Source organism: Gilvimarinus chinensis DSM 19667, from assembly GCF_000377745.1.
Taxonomy (GTDB): domain Bacteria; phylum Pseudomonadota; class Gammaproteobacteria; order Pseudomonadales; family Cellvibrionaceae; genus Gilvimarinus; species Gilvimarinus chinensis.
The window spans coordinates 175359-193662 of record NZ_KB898710.1 but is presented as its reverse complement, the minus strand read 5'-3'; the positions used below and the strand labels follow the sequence as shown (position 1 = coordinate 193662).

Here is an 18304-nt window from a genome sequence, read left to right as displayed (position 1 = left end):
ACACCCCCTTAAAAATTCTGTCACACAAGCGTCATACTGCGGTGGTATCTCTTAGCCGTCCCCACCGATAACGCACAAAGGGTGAAACTATGAATGCTTTTTTGCAGAGAGTCCACCAGCTCGACACCCTGGCATTTATGTGGCTGCACGTCACTAAACGATTTCCGTACCGGCGCACAGTTCGCTGGATATCTCGCTGCGGCGATGGCCCGCTTTATGCCACTATCGCTCTCGCGCTGATTGCATTTGAAGTGCCCCATAGTGATACTTTTTTATTCATGGGCTTGTGCTGTTATGCGCTGGATGTAGGGCTCTACCTAATTTTGAAAAATGTTATCAAACGTGATCGCCCCGCCGTAAAAATTGACATGTTTGAAAGCTGGATTACCCCATCGGATCAATTTAGCTTTCCCTCGGGCCACACAGCGGCCGCTTTTGTATTTGCCTATTTAATCCTGATGTTCTTTCCCGTATTCGCTCTCGCAGCCTATGCACTGGCTTGCTTAATCGGCGTATCTCGTGTTTTGCTGGGGGTCCATTACCCTTCAGATATAGTCGCGGGGGCCGCTCTCGGTTCCGCTTGTGCAATGCTCGGCAGCCTCATGTATACAGGATTGGTAGGATGAAGATACTTTATGGCGTACAGGGAACGGGTAATGGTCACCTGACACGTGCACGCTCCATGGCGCGTGCATTGGCGGATTACGATGTTCAGGTAGACTGGTTATTTTCGGGGCGCGCCAAATCTGATTTTTTCGATATGGAGATTTTTGGCGACTTCCAATGCTATCAAGGCATGACCTTGCAAACCCAAAAAGGCAAGGTCAAGATGACCAAAACTGTACTCAAGAGTAACCTTCTACAGCTTTACCGTGACATCCGCTCCTTACCCATGCAACAGTATGACTTGGTGGTCAGTGACTTTGAGCCAGTATCCGCTTGGGCAGCGAGAAAGCAAGGAGTCAGATCCATTGGCATTTCCCATCAAAATTCGTTTTTGTACCCCATCCCCAAACGGGCCAACAACCTGGTTACCGATACGTTCATGCGTTGGTTTGCCCCCACTGACACCCCTGTTGGCGTGCACTGGCATCACTTTGATCAACCTCTGCTGCCACCGATAGTCGAGCCCTCCAACCACAACAATACCTTTAAAGAAAATCAGATATTAGTGTACTTGCCCTTCGCAGACCTAGACGACATTTTAAAGTTGCTTGAACCTTTTACCGAGTATCGCTTCTACGTCTATCACAAGCTAGCCGAAGCGAAAGATATGGGACATATACAACTATGTCCATTTTCCCGCTCAGGCTTTCAGGCGCATTTGCACTCAAGCGAAGGGGTAATTTCCAGCGCAGGGTTTGAATTACCAAGTGAGACTATTGAATTGGGAAAGAAATTATTGGTGGAACCGGTAATAGGGCAAATGGAGCAACAGTCTAACGCTCTGGCGTTACAGGCACTGGGCTACGCCACTACCGCCCACAGGCTGTCACATGAAATTATTTCGCAGTGGTTAAAGGCGGCCCGTCCGGCACCAACCCCCTACCCTGACGTTTCCGCTGCGATAAGCCGCTGGATTGTTGAAGATAAAGCACAAAATCTTTCACAGTTGAGCCAAAACTTATGGACCAAGGTGCCAGGTATCGCGGAATTACCTAATGGCGAGGGAACAAGGGCTATTCAAGCGAATTTAAGCGGTTGCTGATCATCCAGAAGTACTGGCTGCAAACGACTGTCGTGGCGGGTTACATAAGCTCGCCAACGTACGAAGGCACCGCCAAGCAACAACCCCCCAAGCCCTGCAATCGTTGTCCAACCTTCACCCGTGCCGAATTGATGTGCGCTCACCGTTGCAGCGAGCAGCGTAAGTAACGGCAAGAGATAAACCAGTATGGAGCCATTAGCGACCACTTGCTCGGGAACTCCAAGCTCAATCGCATCGCCAATCTGATAGCTCGCTGCATCACGCCCTGCCAAAGACACCCAGATAAACGTCGTATGACCGGCAAATTTTGCCAGCAAACTCTGACCACAACCCTTTTGTGCCGCGCAACTGCCGCATGTGGACTTGGCTATGGTTTCAACCCACAAGCCGTCCGCCTCTACTGCAACAATTTTTCCCGACTCGACTAACATTGGATAACTCGATACGCCTTAAGATTTGGGTTGTAACCCTTGCCCGATTCGCTCTGCCACACTGGCGGGCACCTCGCCAACCACAGTCAGCTGATACAGCTGCTGCCCCCGAGTCACACCACCAAGATAAAAATTGGTAGCGCCGCGCCTGGCACGTGCTTCGATAGCGACATCTTGCGCCGCAGGATCAAGAAACACCGAAAACGTTGATAAGCCGTCAGTATACATCAGCATCTGAATGTTATCGCGCACCTGACGCTCACCGGCAAAGGCAAAACCCTCAGGAACCCAACCTAACTGCCATACAGCAGGTTCGGCCTTGGCAGCGACACCACAATCGGTCATGTCCTCGGCGCGCACCTGATGCGAGACCTTAGGGGCGGTAGAGCTGGCAAAGGATTCTACGGGTATTTCGGTTTCCAACTCGACGAATTGAAACTGCTCGACCGGACGTTGATTTTCATCCAGTAGAATCGACTTTGTCACCAGGCCTGTAGCGCGATCTATACTGAATACATAGCCAAAGCGGAAAGGGTCTCGGGGTACGATATGTAGTATCGTCGCCTCTCGCCCGGCGATGCGATCCACACCCAGTAGGCGAAAGTTATAAAGTTTCTCGAGTTGTGAATGCTGCGCCTGTAACCCGGCCGCGCGATTCAATAACAGTTGCTCTGCAGCTCCCTGACAACCTAGCGGCTTGTTAATAACCGCCTCTCGCTCCGGGCCCTGCAAATAATAAACCCTCTGGTATTCAATTCCATCTTCCACCCAATGCTGCAGCCGAAAGCTGTCGCTGCCGTTGCTGTCTTGGTGGGTAAAAATGCCTTGATAATTGAGCTGGCGCTGCTGCTGGGTCACTTTTGCCAGCAGTTCGCTTACCGAGCGAATGGCGGAATCTTCAGAAAGGGCCGAAGAACTGGCAGACGAGACAGGTATAGTCTCGTCTGGGAGGGGTTGCGCCTGTACAACACTGAACGGCAATAACGTCAGCAACAAGGCGCCGGCAAGCCGACTCATGATTTACTCTTCTTCAATTAGAGGAACGCGCGCGTGTGGCACGACACCACTGGCACTGTTAACCGCAGCATGGTCTGTGTGTTGCTCCAACAACTGCTGCAGATAAATCCGAACCTTTTCGTTAGACACTTGAACATCGGCGCGGCGTGGCTCCACCACCACCTGACGCCGTGGAATGGTCTGATAACCCGACTGCACACTGACTGGCCTGGCAGACAGAGCCGGCGCATTGAAGCCAGCTGGCAGAGACACATCTGCAGGCGCTGGAGCACTTGCACCAGACTCAGCGACCATGCCAGCCGCATTGCCGGTGGGATCCTGCTGATAAAATTGAGCCCCGACAATAACCGCACCGGCGACAGACGCCGCCACAGCAACACGGCCCAAGCCCACTAGCCAACGTGATTGACGCGGAGCACTGTAAACTGGCTCGTCCTCCAATGCTTCACTGATACGACTCGCAAAACCGCTGGGGGCCATTTGTTCTGGCATGTCGCGGCGCACCGAGGCACTGATAACCTGATAACGAGACCACTTAAGTCTCGCTTGATTACTGTCCGCCGAGGCTTTGAGGATACGAGCTAACTCCAGCTCAGAAGCTTCGCTATCGACCGCAGCCGATAGGGATTCGGCCAATTGTTCCTCGAACTTATCTGTCATGCTCGTCGTTACCTTTACATATAGCGCCTAGCGCTTTCATGGTCTGGTGAATCTAGCATTGTGGCGCAATTTAACGTTCGCTAACATAGCGCAGCAGAGCCAGAATTACAAAGATTTACACCCGCTGTTCCGATCAGACACTCCCTGTCTATAAAGGTTCAGCTAATGTTCAGCTTTTTATTCGCTACTAGAAAGTAATGGCTGAATCGTTTTATCAATCGCCTCTCGTGCGCGAAAAATACGTGACCGTACCGTTCCTACCGGGCAATCCATAATGGCTGCAATATCCTCGTAGCTCAGCCCCTCCATCTCACGTAAAGTGACCGCTGAGCGCAAGTCTTCGGGCAAATCACGAATGGCCCCATCCACTGCCTGTTGAATTTCGGCACACAGCAAATTACTTTCCGGGGTCTCAGTATCTTTCAGCAAATCAGAACCCGAGTAAAACTCAGCTTCATCCACCTCGACATCTGAAGCCGGTGGACGGCGCGAGCGCGAAACCAAGTGGTTTTTCGCCGTGTTAATCGCAATACGATACAACCAGGTATAAAACGCACTCTCGCCACGAAATTTAGCCAGCGCGCGATACGCTTTTATAAATGCCTCCTGTGCAACATCCTGTACTTCCGCCTGATCTCGCACGTAACGGCCAATAATGGAGTAAATTTTGTGCTGGTATTTAATAACCAACAAATCGAAGGCGCGCTTATCACCCTTTTGAACTCTCTCGACCAGTTGTTGATCGGTGTCTGGCGCCGGTTGCGCTGTCATTCACTACCCCCAAAACACCCGGCATATTCGGGTGATACTCTAATTTCTACGCCTGCAATCCATACAGACGGTAACCTTTTTGTCTTCAAACGCGTAACATCGGGGCTTCTAGCGCCACTTGCAATGGCCCCATAGACCAATATCTTCTATGAGAAGTTCCAAGCTAATTATACGCTTTTATGATCCCGCAGCCCGTGCAGCAGCGTAAAAGACTCTTATTTACTCACCGGCTCTTGCTATACTCCGCCCCTGACAAACTGTGAACACGCTCTATGAATCGACATTTTGATCACGATGTACTCATCATCGGCTCGGGTGCCGCAGGGCTCACCCTGGCACTCAGCCTGGCCAAATCCGCGAAAGTGGCCGTACTTAGCAAAAGCGCCGTAAACACCGGCTCCACTTGGTTTGCCCAGGGAGGCATTGCCGCCGTATTGGACGACGAAGACTCCATTGAGGCTCACGTTGCTGATACCTTAGTGGCCGGCTCCGGCCTGTGCCATGAGGATGCCGTGCGCTTTACGGTTGAACGCTCCAAATCTGCTATAAAGTGGCTGATTCATCAGGGAGTAGATTTTACCCGAGAACAAAATTCCGACGACTATCATCTGACGCAAGAGGGCGGACACAGTCACAGACGCATCATTCACAGCGCCGACGCCACCGGCAAAGCGGTCCACAGCACCTTAATTGAGCAAGTTCAACATCATCCTTCTATCGAAATTTTTGAACATCATGTTGCTCTGAATTTGATAACCCAAGCAGACGCAGGCTCACGCAAACTACGCTGCACCGGTGCCTACGCTCTGAACCGCGCCGATGACCATGTGCATGTTTTTCAGGCCAAAACCGTTGTTTTGGCTACCGGTGGTGCCAGCAAGGTTTACCTGTATACGAGCAACCCCGACAGCGCCTCTGGTGACGGTATTGCCATGGCCTGGCGCGCAGGCTGTCGGGTGGCCAATATGGAGTTCAACCAATTTCATCCTACATGCCTTTACCACCCCAAGGCCAAAAGCTTTTTGATGACCGAAGCTCTGCGCGGCGAAGGGGCGTATTTACGCTTACCCGACGGCACAAGGTTTATGCCCAAATTTGATGAGCGTGCCGAATTGGCGCCACGCGACATTGTAGCCCGAGCTATCGACCACGAAATCAAGCGCCTCGGGTGTGACTGTGTTTATTTGGATATATCCCACAAATCACCTGAATTTATCACTGAACACTTCCCGACTGTAAAAGCCCGCTGCTTAGAGTTTGGCATCGATATCACACGCGACCCCATTCCTGTGGTACCGGCTGCACACTACACCTGCGGCGGTATCGTTGTAGACAACAATGGCCAAACAGATTTAGAAAACCTATACGCGATTGGTGAGACCTCCTTCACCGGTCTGCACGGCGCTAACCGTATGGCCTCCAACTCGTTGCTTGAATGTATTGTGTATGCTCAATCGGCCGCCGAACATATAGCATCCAGACTGGCAAACGTACCTGCACCACAAGTGTCTCCTAACTGGGATGAGTCCCGAGTCACCAACTCCGATGAGGATGTTGTTATTTCGCACAACTGGGATGAGCTGCGCCGCTTTATGTGGGATTACGTCGGCATTGTACGCACGCATAAACGTCTTGAACGCGCTACGCATCGCATCAAATTGCTGCAAAAAGAAATTGCCGAGTACTACAGCAACTATAAAGTCAGTGGGGATTTAATCGAACTGCGTAATTTGGCCACCGTGGCAGAACTTATTATCCGCTCAGCCATGGAGCGCAAAGAAAGTCGGGGGCTGCACTATTCATTGGACCACCCGGATATGAGCGCTATAGCCCGAGATACCATTTTGGTGCCCACCAACTTTGCCGCTCAAGATATTATCGTCAGCGCTTAAGGGCCGGCTTGAGTGACGAGCCACACCCTTAAACGCTGGTATTCGGTAGGAGCCATGGAATCGGGTAATATCACCAGCCGCACCCGACGGCCACCGCGATAACGAAAACCAACTATCGCGCACCACCCCCAAAGCTTCACTTCGCTCTCAATTGCAACCGGCAGTAGCGGACCTGCTGCCTCTGCGAGAGACCACCCCGTGTGATCCAGCCGCAATCGTCTCATAGGTGTTGCTCGCAAACACCACACTCCACAAGCAGCTTCTGTAAACGACACGCTCAACAATACAAGCCAGGAGTCTGGCAACAGAGGGTAAAAAGCCAAAAGCGTCAACAGAAAAGCACTGACAATGACGACAATAGAAACAACACGCAGATGGGCCGAGGGAAGAATATCAGCATCCAAATAGACCCGACCGTGAAAATGCCGGGGCAGAGGGCTGTCAGCTTTGTCTCGGCATTCCGGTATTATCGCGGACAATTTTCACAATCCTTTGTAATTCAGGGTCTTCCGGGTCCTGACGATGTAAAAACCACGCAAACATATCCTGATCCTCACACTCAAGCAGCTTCCAGTAACGCTCCTTGTCGGCCTGCTCTAACCCGGGGTAGACATTATCCAAAAACGGCAGCAGCACTAAGTCGAGCTCAAGCATGCCGCGGCGGCTACCCCAAAACAGTCGATTTCTTTCCACTACATACTCCAGCCATATAAAGATGGCGCCAGTATACAGATAAGATATAGATGAGGCGACGCGCGCGCACGCCACCCCGAATACTTATTCATTCTCGATACGAATGGTACGAATCATGGGTTGACCGCGACGATAGAAACGTATTGGTAACAATTTGTCCGCTGGTAGGCTCGCCGCCAACGCCTCGTAGTCATCCAAAGTATTCACTTCATCGTAGCCCAGCTGAACAATCACATCGCCGGGGCGCAAACCTGTATCCGCCGCTGGCGAGTTGGGCTCTACTTGACGCACTAACACACCGCCATCCAGCTTCCAACGTTCACGGTAACGCTGATCGATTTCATCCAGCTTCAGCCCCAAGCGATCAAGGCTGCCGCCTTTTTTACTTCCCGCCGCATCCGCTACACCGCCTTTCACCTCACGCTCTCCCAAGGTTACTTCAAGTGTCTCTTTGTTACCGTTACGCATAACGGTTACGTCCACCTCTGTGCCTGGTGCGACGCGACCCACCAGCTGCGGCAGCATGCCCGAATCCAGCACTTCTTCGCCATCAAAGGCGATGATAATGTCACTGGGTTTTAACCCACCTTTTTCGGCGGGACTGTCCGGCTCTACATCGTTTACCAAAGCGCCTACAGGCTTGTCCAACCCAAAAGAAATAGCAAGATCTCGATTAACATCTGTAATCATGACACCTAACCATCCGCGCTCAACCCGACCGCCATCCTTGAGCTGAGCCACCACCTCCTCCGCCACATCGGAGGGGATAGAAAAGGACAAACCGTTCGAACCACCGGAGCGGCTGTAAATTTGCGAGTTAATGCCCACAACCTCACCGTCCATATTGAACAGAGGCCCGCCCGAGTTACCCGGATTTATCGCAACATCGGTCTGAATAAATGGCACATACTGGCTTTGGTTGGCACCAATAGAGCGTCCCTTTGCACTGACAATACCGGCACTGGCCGAGTAATCAAGCCCAAAAGGCGAGCCTATGGCCACCACCCACTGGCCGACTTTTAGCGTATCCGCCTTGGCGAAATTAAGCTTTGGCAAATCATCAGCGTCAATTTTCAACAACGCCAAATCTGAAAGAGGGTCTGCACCGACGATTTCAGCTACAAATTCTCGTTTGTCGTGCAAACGTACATTTACCTCATCCGCACCATCAATCACGTGATTATTGGTGACTATGTAGCCATCGGTGCTAATTAGAAAACCAGACCCCATGGAGCCGGAATGTCGCTCTTGGGGGGAGGGCTGAGGAAACCACGGAGGTAATTCGTGCTGATCAAACGGGGACTGACCAAATGGCGACCCCTGAGTGGTTATGGTTTTGCTGGTAGTGATCTTTACCACCGCCGGCGCGCTCTTTTCAATTAAATCCGTAAATTCCGGCAGTGCCGCCGCGCGCGCCATTAAACCGGTAAAAAGCAAGCAAGTTACCAACAACAGTTTGATGATGAACACTTTTTGCTGCATGCAGTGAATACCTCTGTATCGTAAGTACCAAACACACCCTCAACAGGGCCTGAGTTACACGCGCCTGACTGGAATCAGGGCTGTATAAAAGCGGCGACTTGGACACAAACTGACTGCAAAAATTCCGAACCAGGCGACCCATTACAAAAATTTAACGGCGCCAGCACTCTCGGTGAAGTGTCGCGCCACCAACTAGCGCGACTGGGCCAGAGTTTCCTCTGGTGGCTCGAAACGATCCACCCTAATCGTTACTCGACGATTTTCAGCCCGACCCGCTACAGTACGATTTGACGCTATAGGGTAGCGTTCGCCGTGCCAGCGCACTTGCAGCATATCCGCCGAAATACCCCGCTCCTGTAGATAGTTGGCAACAAACTCCGCCCGACGCTGAGACAACTCTAAATTATCGGCACGAAGTCCCGAGCCATCGGTGTGGCCATCCACCACAATGCCCGTTACGTAAGGGTCTGATAGAACATAGCGTGTCAGGTTATCCAACAGCTCGCGCTCGTCGTCATTAAATTCATCCGAAGCGCCAGCAAAGTGCACGGTGCTGCGATGAATTTGATCATAATTAACCGGCAGCAAAGAACCAAGGCACCGCTGAAAATCATCCAGTGCCCCCCGAAAACCCAACGGCTCAATGACAATATCGGCAAAGTCATGCTCACCACGTGCAGCCCAGGCCTGCCCGCGCAGCAACAGTTGATTACCCTCTCGCAACTGCTCTAACAATAATTGCGACTCTCGCCAATTATGGCTAACAGGCTCTGTGGATTCAGTAACCTGCGCACTGGCTACGCTCTGATGCTGCCCAAAAGCTCGCCAGGACGGGGTTAACGAATACCAGTTCGCAGCACCGGGGGCTAACTGCCGATTCACCTGCGCGAGATAAAACCGCTGCTCTTCCCCTGCGCGATGTAAAAATACCGCGCGCCCCCACTGCGGCACCTGTTGATACAACTTACACGCAAACACACTGGAGTCGTTTTTCCAGCGAGTGGTCTCCATAGGGCCAGAATAAGTTGCAGCCCAACCAGCATGTCCCCCCAAAAGGGCACTGCTAAGCACAACAAAACCAGCGACCAATAAACGTGCAGCGGAAAACATAGCGACCTCAATGGTTATTTCAAACAGGGTATCGGCTAGCTACGGCTGCGCTTTAGCGGCAATTTTGCTAGGATGCGAGCCTTTAACAGACAGCGAAGCCCCATGAACCGAGAAATTACCCTCACCCGCCCCGACGATTGGCACATTCACCTTCGCGATGGTGATTCATTAAAACGTACAGTCGCTGACGCCGAACGGCAGTTTCAGCGCTCCATCGTTATGCCCAATCTGGTGCCGCCCGTACTGAATGCTGAACAGGCAGTGGCCTATCGCCAACGCATTTTGACGCACAGCCAGGGTAATTTTGAACCTTTGATGGTGCTGTACCTGACCGACAACACCACCGCCGACGATATTCGCGCCGCTAAAGCCGCGGGCGTGGTTGCCTGCAAACTGTACCCAGCAGGCGCGACCACCAACTCTGACTCTGGCGTGACCAACATTAACAATATTCGCGGCACGCTCGAAGCCATGCAGCAAGAGGGCCTGCTGTTTTTGGTTCACGGTGAGGTAACCGACACAGCCATTGATATTTTTGACCGAGAGAAAGTCTTTCTTGAAACCGTGCTCGCACCGGTCGTGAATGACTTTCCCGCATTGAAAATTGTGTTAGAACACATCACCACCGCCGATGCCGCCGAATTTGTGCGCCAGGCTCCGGCCAATATCGGTGCCACCATTACCGCACACCACTTGCTTTACAACCGCAATCACATGTTGGTGGGCGGCATTAAGCCCCACTATTACTGCCTGCCGATACTAAAACGCAACACCCATCAACAGGCGTTAATTGAAGCCGCTACCAGCGGTAACCCCAAATTCTTTCTGGGCACCGATTCGGCCCCGCACGCTAAAAGCAAAAAAGAAGCGGCCTGTGGCTGTGCTGGCAGCTACACCGCTTTCAGTGCTATTGAGCTCTACGCCGAGGCCTTTGATCGTGCTGGCAAGCTGGATAGGCTTGAGGGATTTGCCAGCCATTTCGGTGCCGACTTTTACGGCTTGCCACGCAACGACTCGAGCATTACGCTCACCAATACCCCTTGGCAATTACCAGAAACCCTGCCCTATTTAAATGAAACTATTGTGCCCCTGTGCGCCGGCGAAACCATCAACTGGCAAATCAAGGCTTAAGGAATTTTTGTGAAGCCCCAGCCCCCCGAGTTTGAAAAAGACAATGCCTCACCCATGGCGCAGCGCTTTCGCGGCTTTCTTCCTGTGGTAGTGGATGTGGAAACCGGGGGCTTTAACAGTGCCCGAGACGCCCTCCTGGAAGTGGCCGCCGTTACCCTGACTATGGATGACGATGGTCTGGTGCGCCCTGACGAGACACTGGCCTTTCACATCGAGCCCTTTGACGGCGCCAATATCGAGCAATCTGCACTGGATTTCACAGGCATTGATTTAGAAAGCAGCGAACGCATGGCAGACCCAGAGCCCATGGCGATGACAGAGCTGCTGCAGGGCATTCGCCGCGCAGTGCGGAACAACGGTTGCACCCGGGCGGTCATGGTGGGCCACAACGCACACTTTGACCTAGGGTTTGTCAACGCCGCCATCGAGCGCTGCGAGATTAAACGCAATCCTTTTCACCCCTTCTCGTGCTTTGATACCGCAACGCTATCGGGACTGGCGTTCGGCCACACCGTACTGGCCAAAACCTGCCAGATTGCCGGCATCGAATTTTCCAACAGCGCGGCTCACTCAGCAGCTTATGATGCCGAAAAAACCGCTGAGCTGTTTTGTCTGATCGTTAATCGCTGGCGAGAATTGGGCGGGTGGCCACCCCCACTGGCTTAGCACAGAAGTCGCCGAAACACAGAGCGCTACCTCTCAACCGTTACTTTCGGTAAATCCGGGGCCTGCACCACGCCACCCTCAGCCGGGGCTATCACCTCGGCCTCCCCCTTAGCCAGTAGCACACCGTCTTGATTGTGAACCTCACAACCAATAGTGACTAAGCGAACGCGTGGCTTCAAACCGGTCACAGTCAAAGTCACCGTTGCGGTATCACCCACTTTAATGGGCTGCTTAAACTGCAGCGATTGCGCACGATACACAGAGCCAGGCCCCGGCATGCGAGTAGCAATAGCGGCAGACACCAGCGCCCCCAACCACATGCCATGCCCGATCGGTTCTTGAAAGGGCGTGGTGGAAGCATAGGCTGCGTCCAGGTGTACCGGGTTAACATCACCACTGGTGGCGGCGAACAGTGCTATATCTTCAGCACTCAAGGTTTTGCTGTAGCTGGCTTGTTGCTCTAGGGACAGGTCGCCAAAGGCGATAGCGTGTAACTGACTCATAGATGGGCTTGCTCTTTGTCAAAAAAGCGCCATTGTACTCTGATAACGGCAACACCACGCTACCCACAAGCGCGGCAAGTTGCTATGCTTGACGGCTCATAATAGAGAGCTACGGCTCATTAACTTTACAGGGATACGCAGGAGAACCCATGTCCAAACAACAGAAGATGTTTGTCGTTGTGGACCCGAACGACGAGCAACACGTCGCTCTGGAACGCGTAAAAATGACCTCACAGTTACAAGAGGTCAAACCTTTTGTACACGTGTTTGTCGCCGTCGATGGCGATGCGGTAGACACCCGAGCCTACAACGCCAATCTGGTGCGCGATCAGAGCTGGTTTGAAGAAAAAATCCGCAAAGTGCTAACCGAAGCAGGCGTTGAACACTTGGTGGAGGTTTCCTGGTCATCGGAATGGCAAGAATCCATCATGCAATCGGCCAAGCGCGCCAACGCCGATTTAATTTATCTGCCTGTGCACGCGCAAACCACCAGCAGCCGTCGCTTCCTGTTTACCGAATCGAAGTGGGATCTGCTCAAAGGCGCTTATTGCCCAGTGGTTCTGATTCGTCCTGGCGCTCACGACCAACGCAAAACTGTGCTTGCTGCGGTTAACTTCCAAGCCACGCGCGACGTGCAAATCGAGCTGAATGAAAAAATTCTTTCCAGTGCACGCTATATCTCAAACGTATACGGTGCAGATTTGCACGTTGTAAACGGCTATATGGATTCAATGAATTACCCTGATCGCGGCCGCCTGGTCAAAGAGACGGGTCTGTCTGCTGACCACATTCACGTCGATCACGGCTACACCTCAGACGTTGTTTCGAAGGTTGCCGAAGAAATCAATGCCGACTTAGTGGTAATGGGTACTTTGGGTCAGAACGGCATGACGAAAACACGCCGCGGTAATACCGCAGAGCGCTTGATTGATGCACTTGATACCGATGTTATGGTGATTAACCACGGTTAATCTCGCGTTATCGGACATAAAAAGCCCGGCATGTTACCCACATGCCGGGCTTTTTTATTTACGTCGATTTAAATAAAGCTGCGCACAAACGCTTCTATTTCCGCGTGCTGACAACCGTCAAAAAAGCACTTCTGGAAACGCTCACCACCGACAGCCTGCTTAACCAGCTCGGGATCTAACGCCTTCAGACCATCCAGATAGTTCTTTGAAGTCGCCTCTTTAACGCTGTTCAAAATGCCAGCGTTGGCAACCTGAGACTCACGACGCTCTGGCGGATAGCCCTGGCCCGTCACGCCAGTAAAAGCTTTTTCAAAAATGTAACGGATATTCAGCTCGGCGCCCCAGCCAAAACCTTTTGCAAAAGGCAAAGCCAGCGCATTGCCATTGTTAATTTGCGCGAATAAGTAGGCATCGGCAGGGTCAATACAATAGCCGCAGCACACACCGGGATAAGCATTTAACGACATCAGTGCGCCCTGGCCAGTGCCACAGCCACTGACGACAAAGTCCACGGCTTTAGAGTTCAACAACAGGCTGGCGATAATTCCCAGGTGAATGTAAGTCAAACGATGGTCGTTATCGCCATCCATCCCCACATTAAAAATGTCGTGATTTTGCTCGGCGCCCACCGCCTGCAACTCTTGCAGAATAATAGGGTTTTTACCGGCTTGGCTAAATTCGTTCATTAACGCAATTTTCATAACAACTCTCTCACGCTATGCGACTTAAAATAAATGACAGGAGAAATCAGGCCCACACCATAACCGCCGCGCCTCATTTGGTCAACCGCTTCGGCCTTACCAAATCTGCTGCGCGCCCCTAGCACCTGCGTCACTGATTGCAAAATCACCACACTCGGCCGATAATGTCTGCAAGCGAACACAAGCGACAGGTAAAACACCATGAAACAAGCCTTAATGGGCGCCCGAATTTTTACCGGCGACGGTTTTATAGACAACCAGGCCTTGATTATCAACGGCTCAGAAATTTTTGCTTTACTTGAAAATGACAACGTTGTCCAAGCGTATCCGGACGCCGAAATCGTGCAGCTCAACGGCGGTATTCTCGCGCCCGGCTTTATCGACTTACAAGTCAATGGCGGCGGCGGCGCGTTTTTTACTAACGACACCAGTGTCAGTGCTCTGCAAACCATGCTCGACGGCCACCGCCCTACCGGCACGACCGGCATGTTGCCGACGCTCATCAGCGACACGCGCGACACCCACCAAGCGGGCGTTAAAGCCGTTAGCGACGCCCTGAAACAAAAGATGGCCGGTGTGCTTGGTATTCATATCGAAGGGCCTTTTTTCGATATGGACAAACGCGGTGCCCACAATGCCAAGTATATTCGCGAGATCGAAGGCGAAGACCTCGACTGGTTAACGCACATTGGCGATGCCAAGGTGATGCTGACGCTGGCCCCAGAACACGCTAAGCCCGGCCAAATCCGCCAGCTGGTTGAGGCCGGGGTTATCGTCTGTGCCGGGCACACCAATGCCCATTACGAAGAAGTAGTGCAAGCGGTAGAGGAAGGCTTGTCCGGCTTTACTCACTTGTACAACGCCATGCGCCCGCAAACCGGTCGTGAGCCAGGCGTGGTAGGTGCGGCGCTGGATACCGACACCACCTGGTGCGGCATTATTTGCGACAACCACCATGTTCACCCGGCCTCGGTACGCACCGCGATCAACGCCAAACCCAAAGGTAAGGTCTATTTAGTGACCGATGCCATGTCTACTGTGGGCAGCGTACAGAAATCGTTCACTATTTACGGCGAAGAAATTTTTGAAAAAGACGGCGCGTTGGTGAATGCCGAAGGCCGACTTGCCGGTAGCGCCATTGGCATGATCGACGCGGTTCGCATTACCCATCAGGATGTTGGCCTGGGCCTCGACGAGTGTCTGCGCATGGCGTCACTCTACCCGGCCGAGTACCTGCAATTGCACAACCAGCTCGGTCGTATCGAGCAGAATTATCGCGCGGATTTAGTCCACTTTACCGATGACTTTTCTGTCACCGCCACCTGGGTGGCTGGCGATTTCAAACAACATTAATTTTCGGAGCAACAATGAAAGTCGTTATTTTAAAAAACGCCGCTGAAGTCGCCGCCTACGGGGCACAAATTTTCAAAAAACAATTGAACAAAAAAGCCGACTCGGTACTGGGTCTGGCCACAGGCTCCACTCCGGTTGCCCTCTACAACGAATTAATTGCGTTAGCAAACAAGGGCGAATTGAGCTTTAAGCACAGCAAAAGTTTTAACCTGGATGAGTATTTGGGACTCGATGGCGACCACCCACAAAGCTATCGTTTTTTTATGAACGAAAAGCTGTTTGATCATGTGGATATCGACAAAGCAAACACTCAGGTTCCACCGGGTAATGCCGCCGATCCAGTAGCTGCGTGTGAGGAATATGAACAAGCCATTAGCGCCGCCGGCGGCATTGATATCCAGCTGCTGGGAATTGGCCGCAACGGTCACATCGGCTTTAACGAGCCGTCCAGCTCTCTGGCATCACGCACCCGGGTAAAAACCTTAACCAAAGCCACCATTGACGACAACGCACGCTTTTTTGCCGAGGGTGAATACCAGCCTCACCTTTCCATCACCATGGGCATAGGCACGATATTAGAGTCGAAAAAAGTCGTGCTGTTAGCTACCGGCTCCGCCAAAGCAGAGGCTATTAAAGCCACCGTCGAAGGCCCACTCACTGCGGCCTGCCCAGCGTCAGCCTTGCAACTGCACAAAGACGCGGTACTGATCATTGACGAAGACGCCGCCAGCGCCTTAAGCGATCCGGAGTTTTTTAAACATATTGAGCGAGAGAACCAGCAGCTGGAGAAAAAGCTGGGGCAATAACACCTTCGCAGGCGCACCCCGCTTATACGGGTGCGCCACTCACAATAACAACAACATCGGCTTACATGACTCAACTATCCATTGCAGCGCAGCGCGTACTCTCCATCGATGTTTTCCGCGGCATTACCATTCTTACCATGGTGTTCGTGAATGAACTGGCCGGAGTGCAAAACATTCCCACCTGGATGAAACACTTACCGGCCGATGTCGACGGCATGACGTTTGTCGATTTAGTTTTCCCGGCGTTTTTATTTATCGTTGGCATGTCCATACCCTTTGCCACGGCGGCACGGCTGAACAAAGGGGATAACCTAAGAGACATTTTTGGCCATGTACTGGTGCGCAGCCTCAGCTTGATCGTTATCGGGGTATTTATGGTCAACACTATAAGTGGTTACGACGAGGAAGCCATGGCGCTGCCCATGAACGCATGGGTACTGTTGATGTACGCCGCCGTGCTGTTAATTTGGTGTCACTACCCCCGGCACTGGTCTTCCGTCGCCAGCCGTATACCCAAACTGCTCGGCGCTCTATTACTGCTGACTCTCTGGTACCTGTACGAAGGCAATAATGGCCAGGGTATGACGACCCAATGGTGGGGCATTTTAGGGTTAATCGGCTGGGCCTATTTAATGGCCAGTGTCGTTTATTTACTGTCGTTAAACACCAGCCGCGCAGCAGCTCACCTGGCGTTTATTGTCAGCGGCGCTCTGATTTTATTCGCCTTGTTTTTTGCTATTGAAAATATTCACGCCGACGCCAACTCGGTTTTTGCCGTTGTGCAAGAAAACAATCGTAACAACACTCACGCCGCGATCGTGCTCGCGGGCGCGGCACTCTCGACGCTTTTTTATAATACTCAATTGTCTGGCAGCAAAACCCTATCCGCCAGCCTGTTCGTTCTTTTAAGTGGCGTTCTTGCGCTTCAGGTGTGGCAAGTTTCGCCCATTTCAAAAATCTGGGCGACACCCAGCTGGGGATTGTTTAGCGTATTTTTCTGCAGCTTAATTTTTTGCTTCACCTATTGGCTGGTGGATGTCCGCGGCCACAACCGCTGGTGCCAGTTTTTTGCTCCGGCAGCGGCAAATCCGCTACTGGTTTATATTTTGCCCTACATCGTTATTGCCGCTTTTGGTTTGATGGGCATCGCTTACCGGCCCGTATTATTCGACTCCGGAACCGCTGGCATTTTGTGGTCTGTCGGATTCGCTCTGGTCATTATGTGGATTGGTGCATTTTTGAGTAGACTAGGAGTGAAATTAAAACTCTAGTCTGGGCTCAACCGTTATGATCATCATCAGCCATCCGAGCTGCCTTGAACACTTATCCCCCGAGGGGCATCCCGAATGCCCCGAGCGCATTGAGGCCATTCGCAATCAGCTGATCGCCAGTGGCTTAGAGTTTGTCATCAGCGAACGAGACGCCCAGCCTGCCACCGATGCACAGTTACATGCAGTACACGACAAAGAATATTTAACAAGCCTTGAGGGTATGCCTCCTTCGCGCGGCGTGCGTACCTTTGCCGATGATATCTGGATGAGCCCACACACGTTAACGGCGGCACGCCACGCCGCCGGGGCCGGCCCGCAAGCCGTGGATTTAGTGCTGCAGGGCACCACAAAAGCCGTCTTTTGCAATGTTCGCCCCCCTGGACATCACGCCGAGCGGGCCCGTGCCATGGGTTTTTGTTTTTACAATAATATTGCCATTGCCGCTCGCTATGCGCTGGATCAGGCCGGCATAAACCGCGTCGCTATTCTCGATTTTGATGTTCACCACGGCAACGGCACGCAGGATATTTTTCTCGACGAGCCCCGAGTCCTGTTTTGCTCAACGTTCCAGCACCCCTTCTACCCCCACACCGACACTCAACCTGACCGCCCTTATATCGTCAACGCCCCTCTCGCGGCTACGGCTAAGGGCACTGAGTTTCGCCGCGCTGTAGAACAAGCCTGGTTGCCCGCGCTGGAAAATTTCGCACCGCAGATACTGTTTATATCGGCGGGGTTCGATGCCCATTTGCTCGATGATATGTCGTCGGTCAGCCTGGTTGAGCAGGACTATCAATGGGTAAGTGCAACCCTACGCGACTATGTGGACACTCACCCAGACTGCAAAGGCATTGTCTCTATGCTAGAGGGGGGGTACGACCTACCCGCGCTGGGTCGCAGTGTTGTTGCTCATATAAAAGGTCTTGCCAAACTTTAATGCTTACCACTCTGCAACGATTATCCATCGCCGTGTAAAGCCTACAAAGACTCTTTTACCTCGTCCTGCTCCCAGCCTTTTAACACCCACAAAAATGATCATTTTTCTCGACGTTGAAACCTTTTCGACTCAAATTAAGCCTTTTAAAACACAATTAATGAACTGGCAAAATAATTGCTGATATGAGGGTTCTGTCTGGTC

20 protein-coding genes are annotated in these 18304 nt (G+C 52.2%); 10 read left to right on the top strand and 10 right to left on the bottom strand.

Annotation, left to right across the window (positions count from 1 at the left end; genetic code table 11):
• Positions 1-89: 89 nt before the first annotated feature.
• Together D568_RS0114315 and D568_RS0114310 are read left to right on the top strand one after the other, a co-directional pair.
• A complete protein-coding gene (locus D568_RS0114315) occupies positions 90-626 on the top strand; it encodes a phosphatase PAP2 family protein (protein ID WP_020210297.1) in 537 nt (178 codons plus the stop codon).
• On the top strand, positions 623-1708 hold the full coding sequence (locus tag D568_RS0114310) for an MJ1255/VC2487 family glycosyltransferase (RefSeq protein ID WP_020210296.1): 1086 nt from the start codon (positions 623-625) through the stop codon (positions 1706-1708). Before D568_RS0114315 ends, D568_RS0114310 begins: the two co-directional genes overlap by 4 nt.
• On the opposite strand, the gene D568_RS0114305 is transcribed toward D568_RS0114310, so the two are convergent.
• From D568_RS0114305 to rpoE, 4 genes are all read right to left on the bottom strand, one after another.
• Positions 1684-2139: a SoxR reducing system RseC family protein gene (locus D568_RS0114305; RefSeq protein WP_020210295.1), complete on the bottom strand. Its 456-nt coding sequence runs from the start codon at positions 2137-2139 to the stop codon at positions 1684-1686. The two genes, D568_RS0114310 and D568_RS0114305, sit on opposite strands and share 25 nt — an antisense overlap.
• An 18-nt stretch (positions 2140-2157) precedes the next feature.
• The gene (locus D568_RS20265) at positions 2158-3156 is read right to left on the bottom strand and encodes a MucB/RseB C-terminal domain-containing protein (RefSeq protein ID WP_020210294.1); all 999 of its coding nucleotides are present in this window, start codon (positions 3154-3156) and stop codon (positions 2158-2160) included.
• Positions 3157-3159: 3 nt separating this feature from the next.
• On the bottom strand, positions 3160-3816 hold the full coding sequence (locus D568_RS0114295; RefSeq protein WP_020210293.1) for a sigma-E factor negative regulatory protein: 657 nt from the start codon (positions 3814-3816) through the stop codon (positions 3160-3162).
• 177 nt (positions 3817-3993) lie between these two features.
• The gene (rpoE, locus tag D568_RS0114290) at positions 3994-4587 is read right to left on the bottom strand and encodes an RNA polymerase sigma factor RpoE (protein WP_020210292.1); all 594 of its coding nucleotides are present in this window, start codon (positions 4585-4587) and stop codon (positions 3994-3996) included.
• A gap of 272 nt (positions 4588-4859) precedes the next feature.
• Here rpoE and nadB point away from each other — a divergent pair, with 272 nt between their 5' ends.
• Positions 4860-6479, top strand: coding sequence for an L-aspartate oxidase (gene nadB / locus D568_RS0114285; RefSeq protein ID WP_020210291.1), 1620 nt, complete (start codon positions 4860-4862; stop codon positions 6477-6479).
• Here nadB and D568_RS21850 read toward each other — a convergent pair.
• The 4 genes from D568_RS21850 to D568_RS0114270 form a co-directional block, all read right to left on the bottom strand.
• Positions 6476-6958, bottom strand: coding sequence for a protein YgfX (locus D568_RS21850; RefSeq protein WP_169334805.1), 483 nt, complete (start codon positions 6956-6958; stop codon positions 6476-6478). The two genes, nadB and D568_RS21850, sit on opposite strands and share 4 nt — an antisense overlap.
• Positions 6921-7172 (bottom strand): FAD assembly factor SdhE, encoded by a 252-nt coding sequence (locus tag D568_RS0114280; RefSeq protein WP_020210290.1) that lies wholly within the window; start codon positions 7170-7172, stop codon positions 6921-6923. Before D568_RS0114280 ends, D568_RS21850 begins: the two co-directional genes overlap by 38 nt.
• Before the next feature lie 84 nt (positions 7173-7256).
• The gene (locus tag D568_RS0114275) at positions 7257-8654 is read right to left on the bottom strand and encodes a Do family serine endopeptidase (RefSeq protein WP_020210289.1); all 1398 of its coding nucleotides are present in this window, start codon (positions 8652-8654) and stop codon (positions 7257-7259) included.
• Between the two features lie 192 nt (positions 8655-8846).
• The gene (locus D568_RS0114270; protein WP_020210288.1) at positions 8847-9764 is read right to left on the bottom strand and encodes a MotY family protein; all 918 of its coding nucleotides are present in this window, start codon (positions 9762-9764) and stop codon (positions 8847-8849) included.
• Positions 9765-9866: 102 nt separating this feature from the next.
• Here D568_RS0114270 and pyrC point away from each other — a divergent pair, with 102 nt between their 5' ends.
• Both pyrC and rnt read left to right on the top strand, forming a co-directional pair.
• Positions 9867-10895 carry a dihydroorotase gene (gene pyrC, locus D568_RS0114265; protein ID WP_020210287.1) on the top strand — a complete coding sequence of 343 codons (1029 nt, stop codon included), beginning with the start codon at positions 9867-9869 and terminating at the stop codon, positions 10893-10895.
• Positions 10896-10949: 54 nt separating this feature from the next.
• Positions 10950-11561, top strand: coding sequence for a ribonuclease T (rnt, locus tag D568_RS0114260; protein ID WP_026287058.1), 612 nt, complete (start codon positions 10950-10952; stop codon positions 11559-11561).
• A gap of 26 nt (positions 11562-11587) precedes the next feature.
• Here the strand turns inward: rnt and D568_RS0114255 are convergent, their stop codons facing one another.
• Entirely contained in the window at positions 11588-12064 is a 477-nt protein-coding gene (locus D568_RS0114255; RefSeq protein ID WP_020210285.1) for a MaoC family dehydratase, read from the bottom strand.
• 149 nt (positions 12065-12213) lie between these two features.
• Here D568_RS0114255 and D568_RS0114250 point away from each other — a divergent pair, with 149 nt between their 5' ends.
• A complete protein-coding gene (locus D568_RS0114250; protein WP_020210284.1) occupies positions 12214-13035 on the top strand; it encodes a universal stress protein in 822 nt (273 codons plus the stop codon).
• Positions 13036-13103: 68 nt separating this feature from the next.
• On the opposite strand, the gene D568_RS0114245 is transcribed toward D568_RS0114250, so the two are convergent.
• The gene (locus tag D568_RS0114245) at positions 13104-13736 is read right to left on the bottom strand and encodes an RpiB/LacA/LacB family sugar-phosphate isomerase (RefSeq protein ID WP_020210283.1); all 633 of its coding nucleotides are present in this window, start codon (positions 13734-13736) and stop codon (positions 13104-13106) included.
• Positions 13737-13937: 201 nt separating this feature from the next.
• Between D568_RS0114245 and nagA the strand changes: the two genes are divergently transcribed.
• The 4 genes from nagA to D568_RS0114220 all read left to right on the top strand — a co-directional run bounded on the left by nagA (position 13938) and on the right by D568_RS0114220 (position 18103).
• Positions 13938-15089, top strand: a complete 1152-nt coding sequence (nagA, locus tag D568_RS0114235; protein WP_020210281.1) for an N-acetylglucosamine-6-phosphate deacetylase — start codon at positions 13938-13940, stop codon at positions 15087-15089.
• Positions 15090-15103: 14 nt separating this feature from the next.
• Positions 15104-15895: a glucosamine-6-phosphate deaminase gene (gene nagB, locus D568_RS0114230; protein WP_020210280.1), complete on the top strand. Its 792-nt coding sequence runs from the start codon at positions 15104-15106 to the stop codon at positions 15893-15895.
• A gap of 65 nt (positions 15896-15960) precedes the next feature.
• Positions 15961-17166 (top strand): DUF5009 domain-containing protein, encoded by a 1206-nt coding sequence (locus D568_RS0114225; protein ID WP_020210279.1) that lies wholly within the window; start codon positions 15961-15963, stop codon positions 17164-17166.
• Between the two features lie 16 nt (positions 17167-17182).
• Positions 17183-18103 (top strand): histone deacetylase family protein, encoded by a 921-nt coding sequence (locus D568_RS0114220; RefSeq protein WP_020210278.1) that lies wholly within the window; start codon positions 17183-17185, stop codon positions 18101-18103.
• Positions 18104-18304 lie beyond the last annotated feature (201 nt).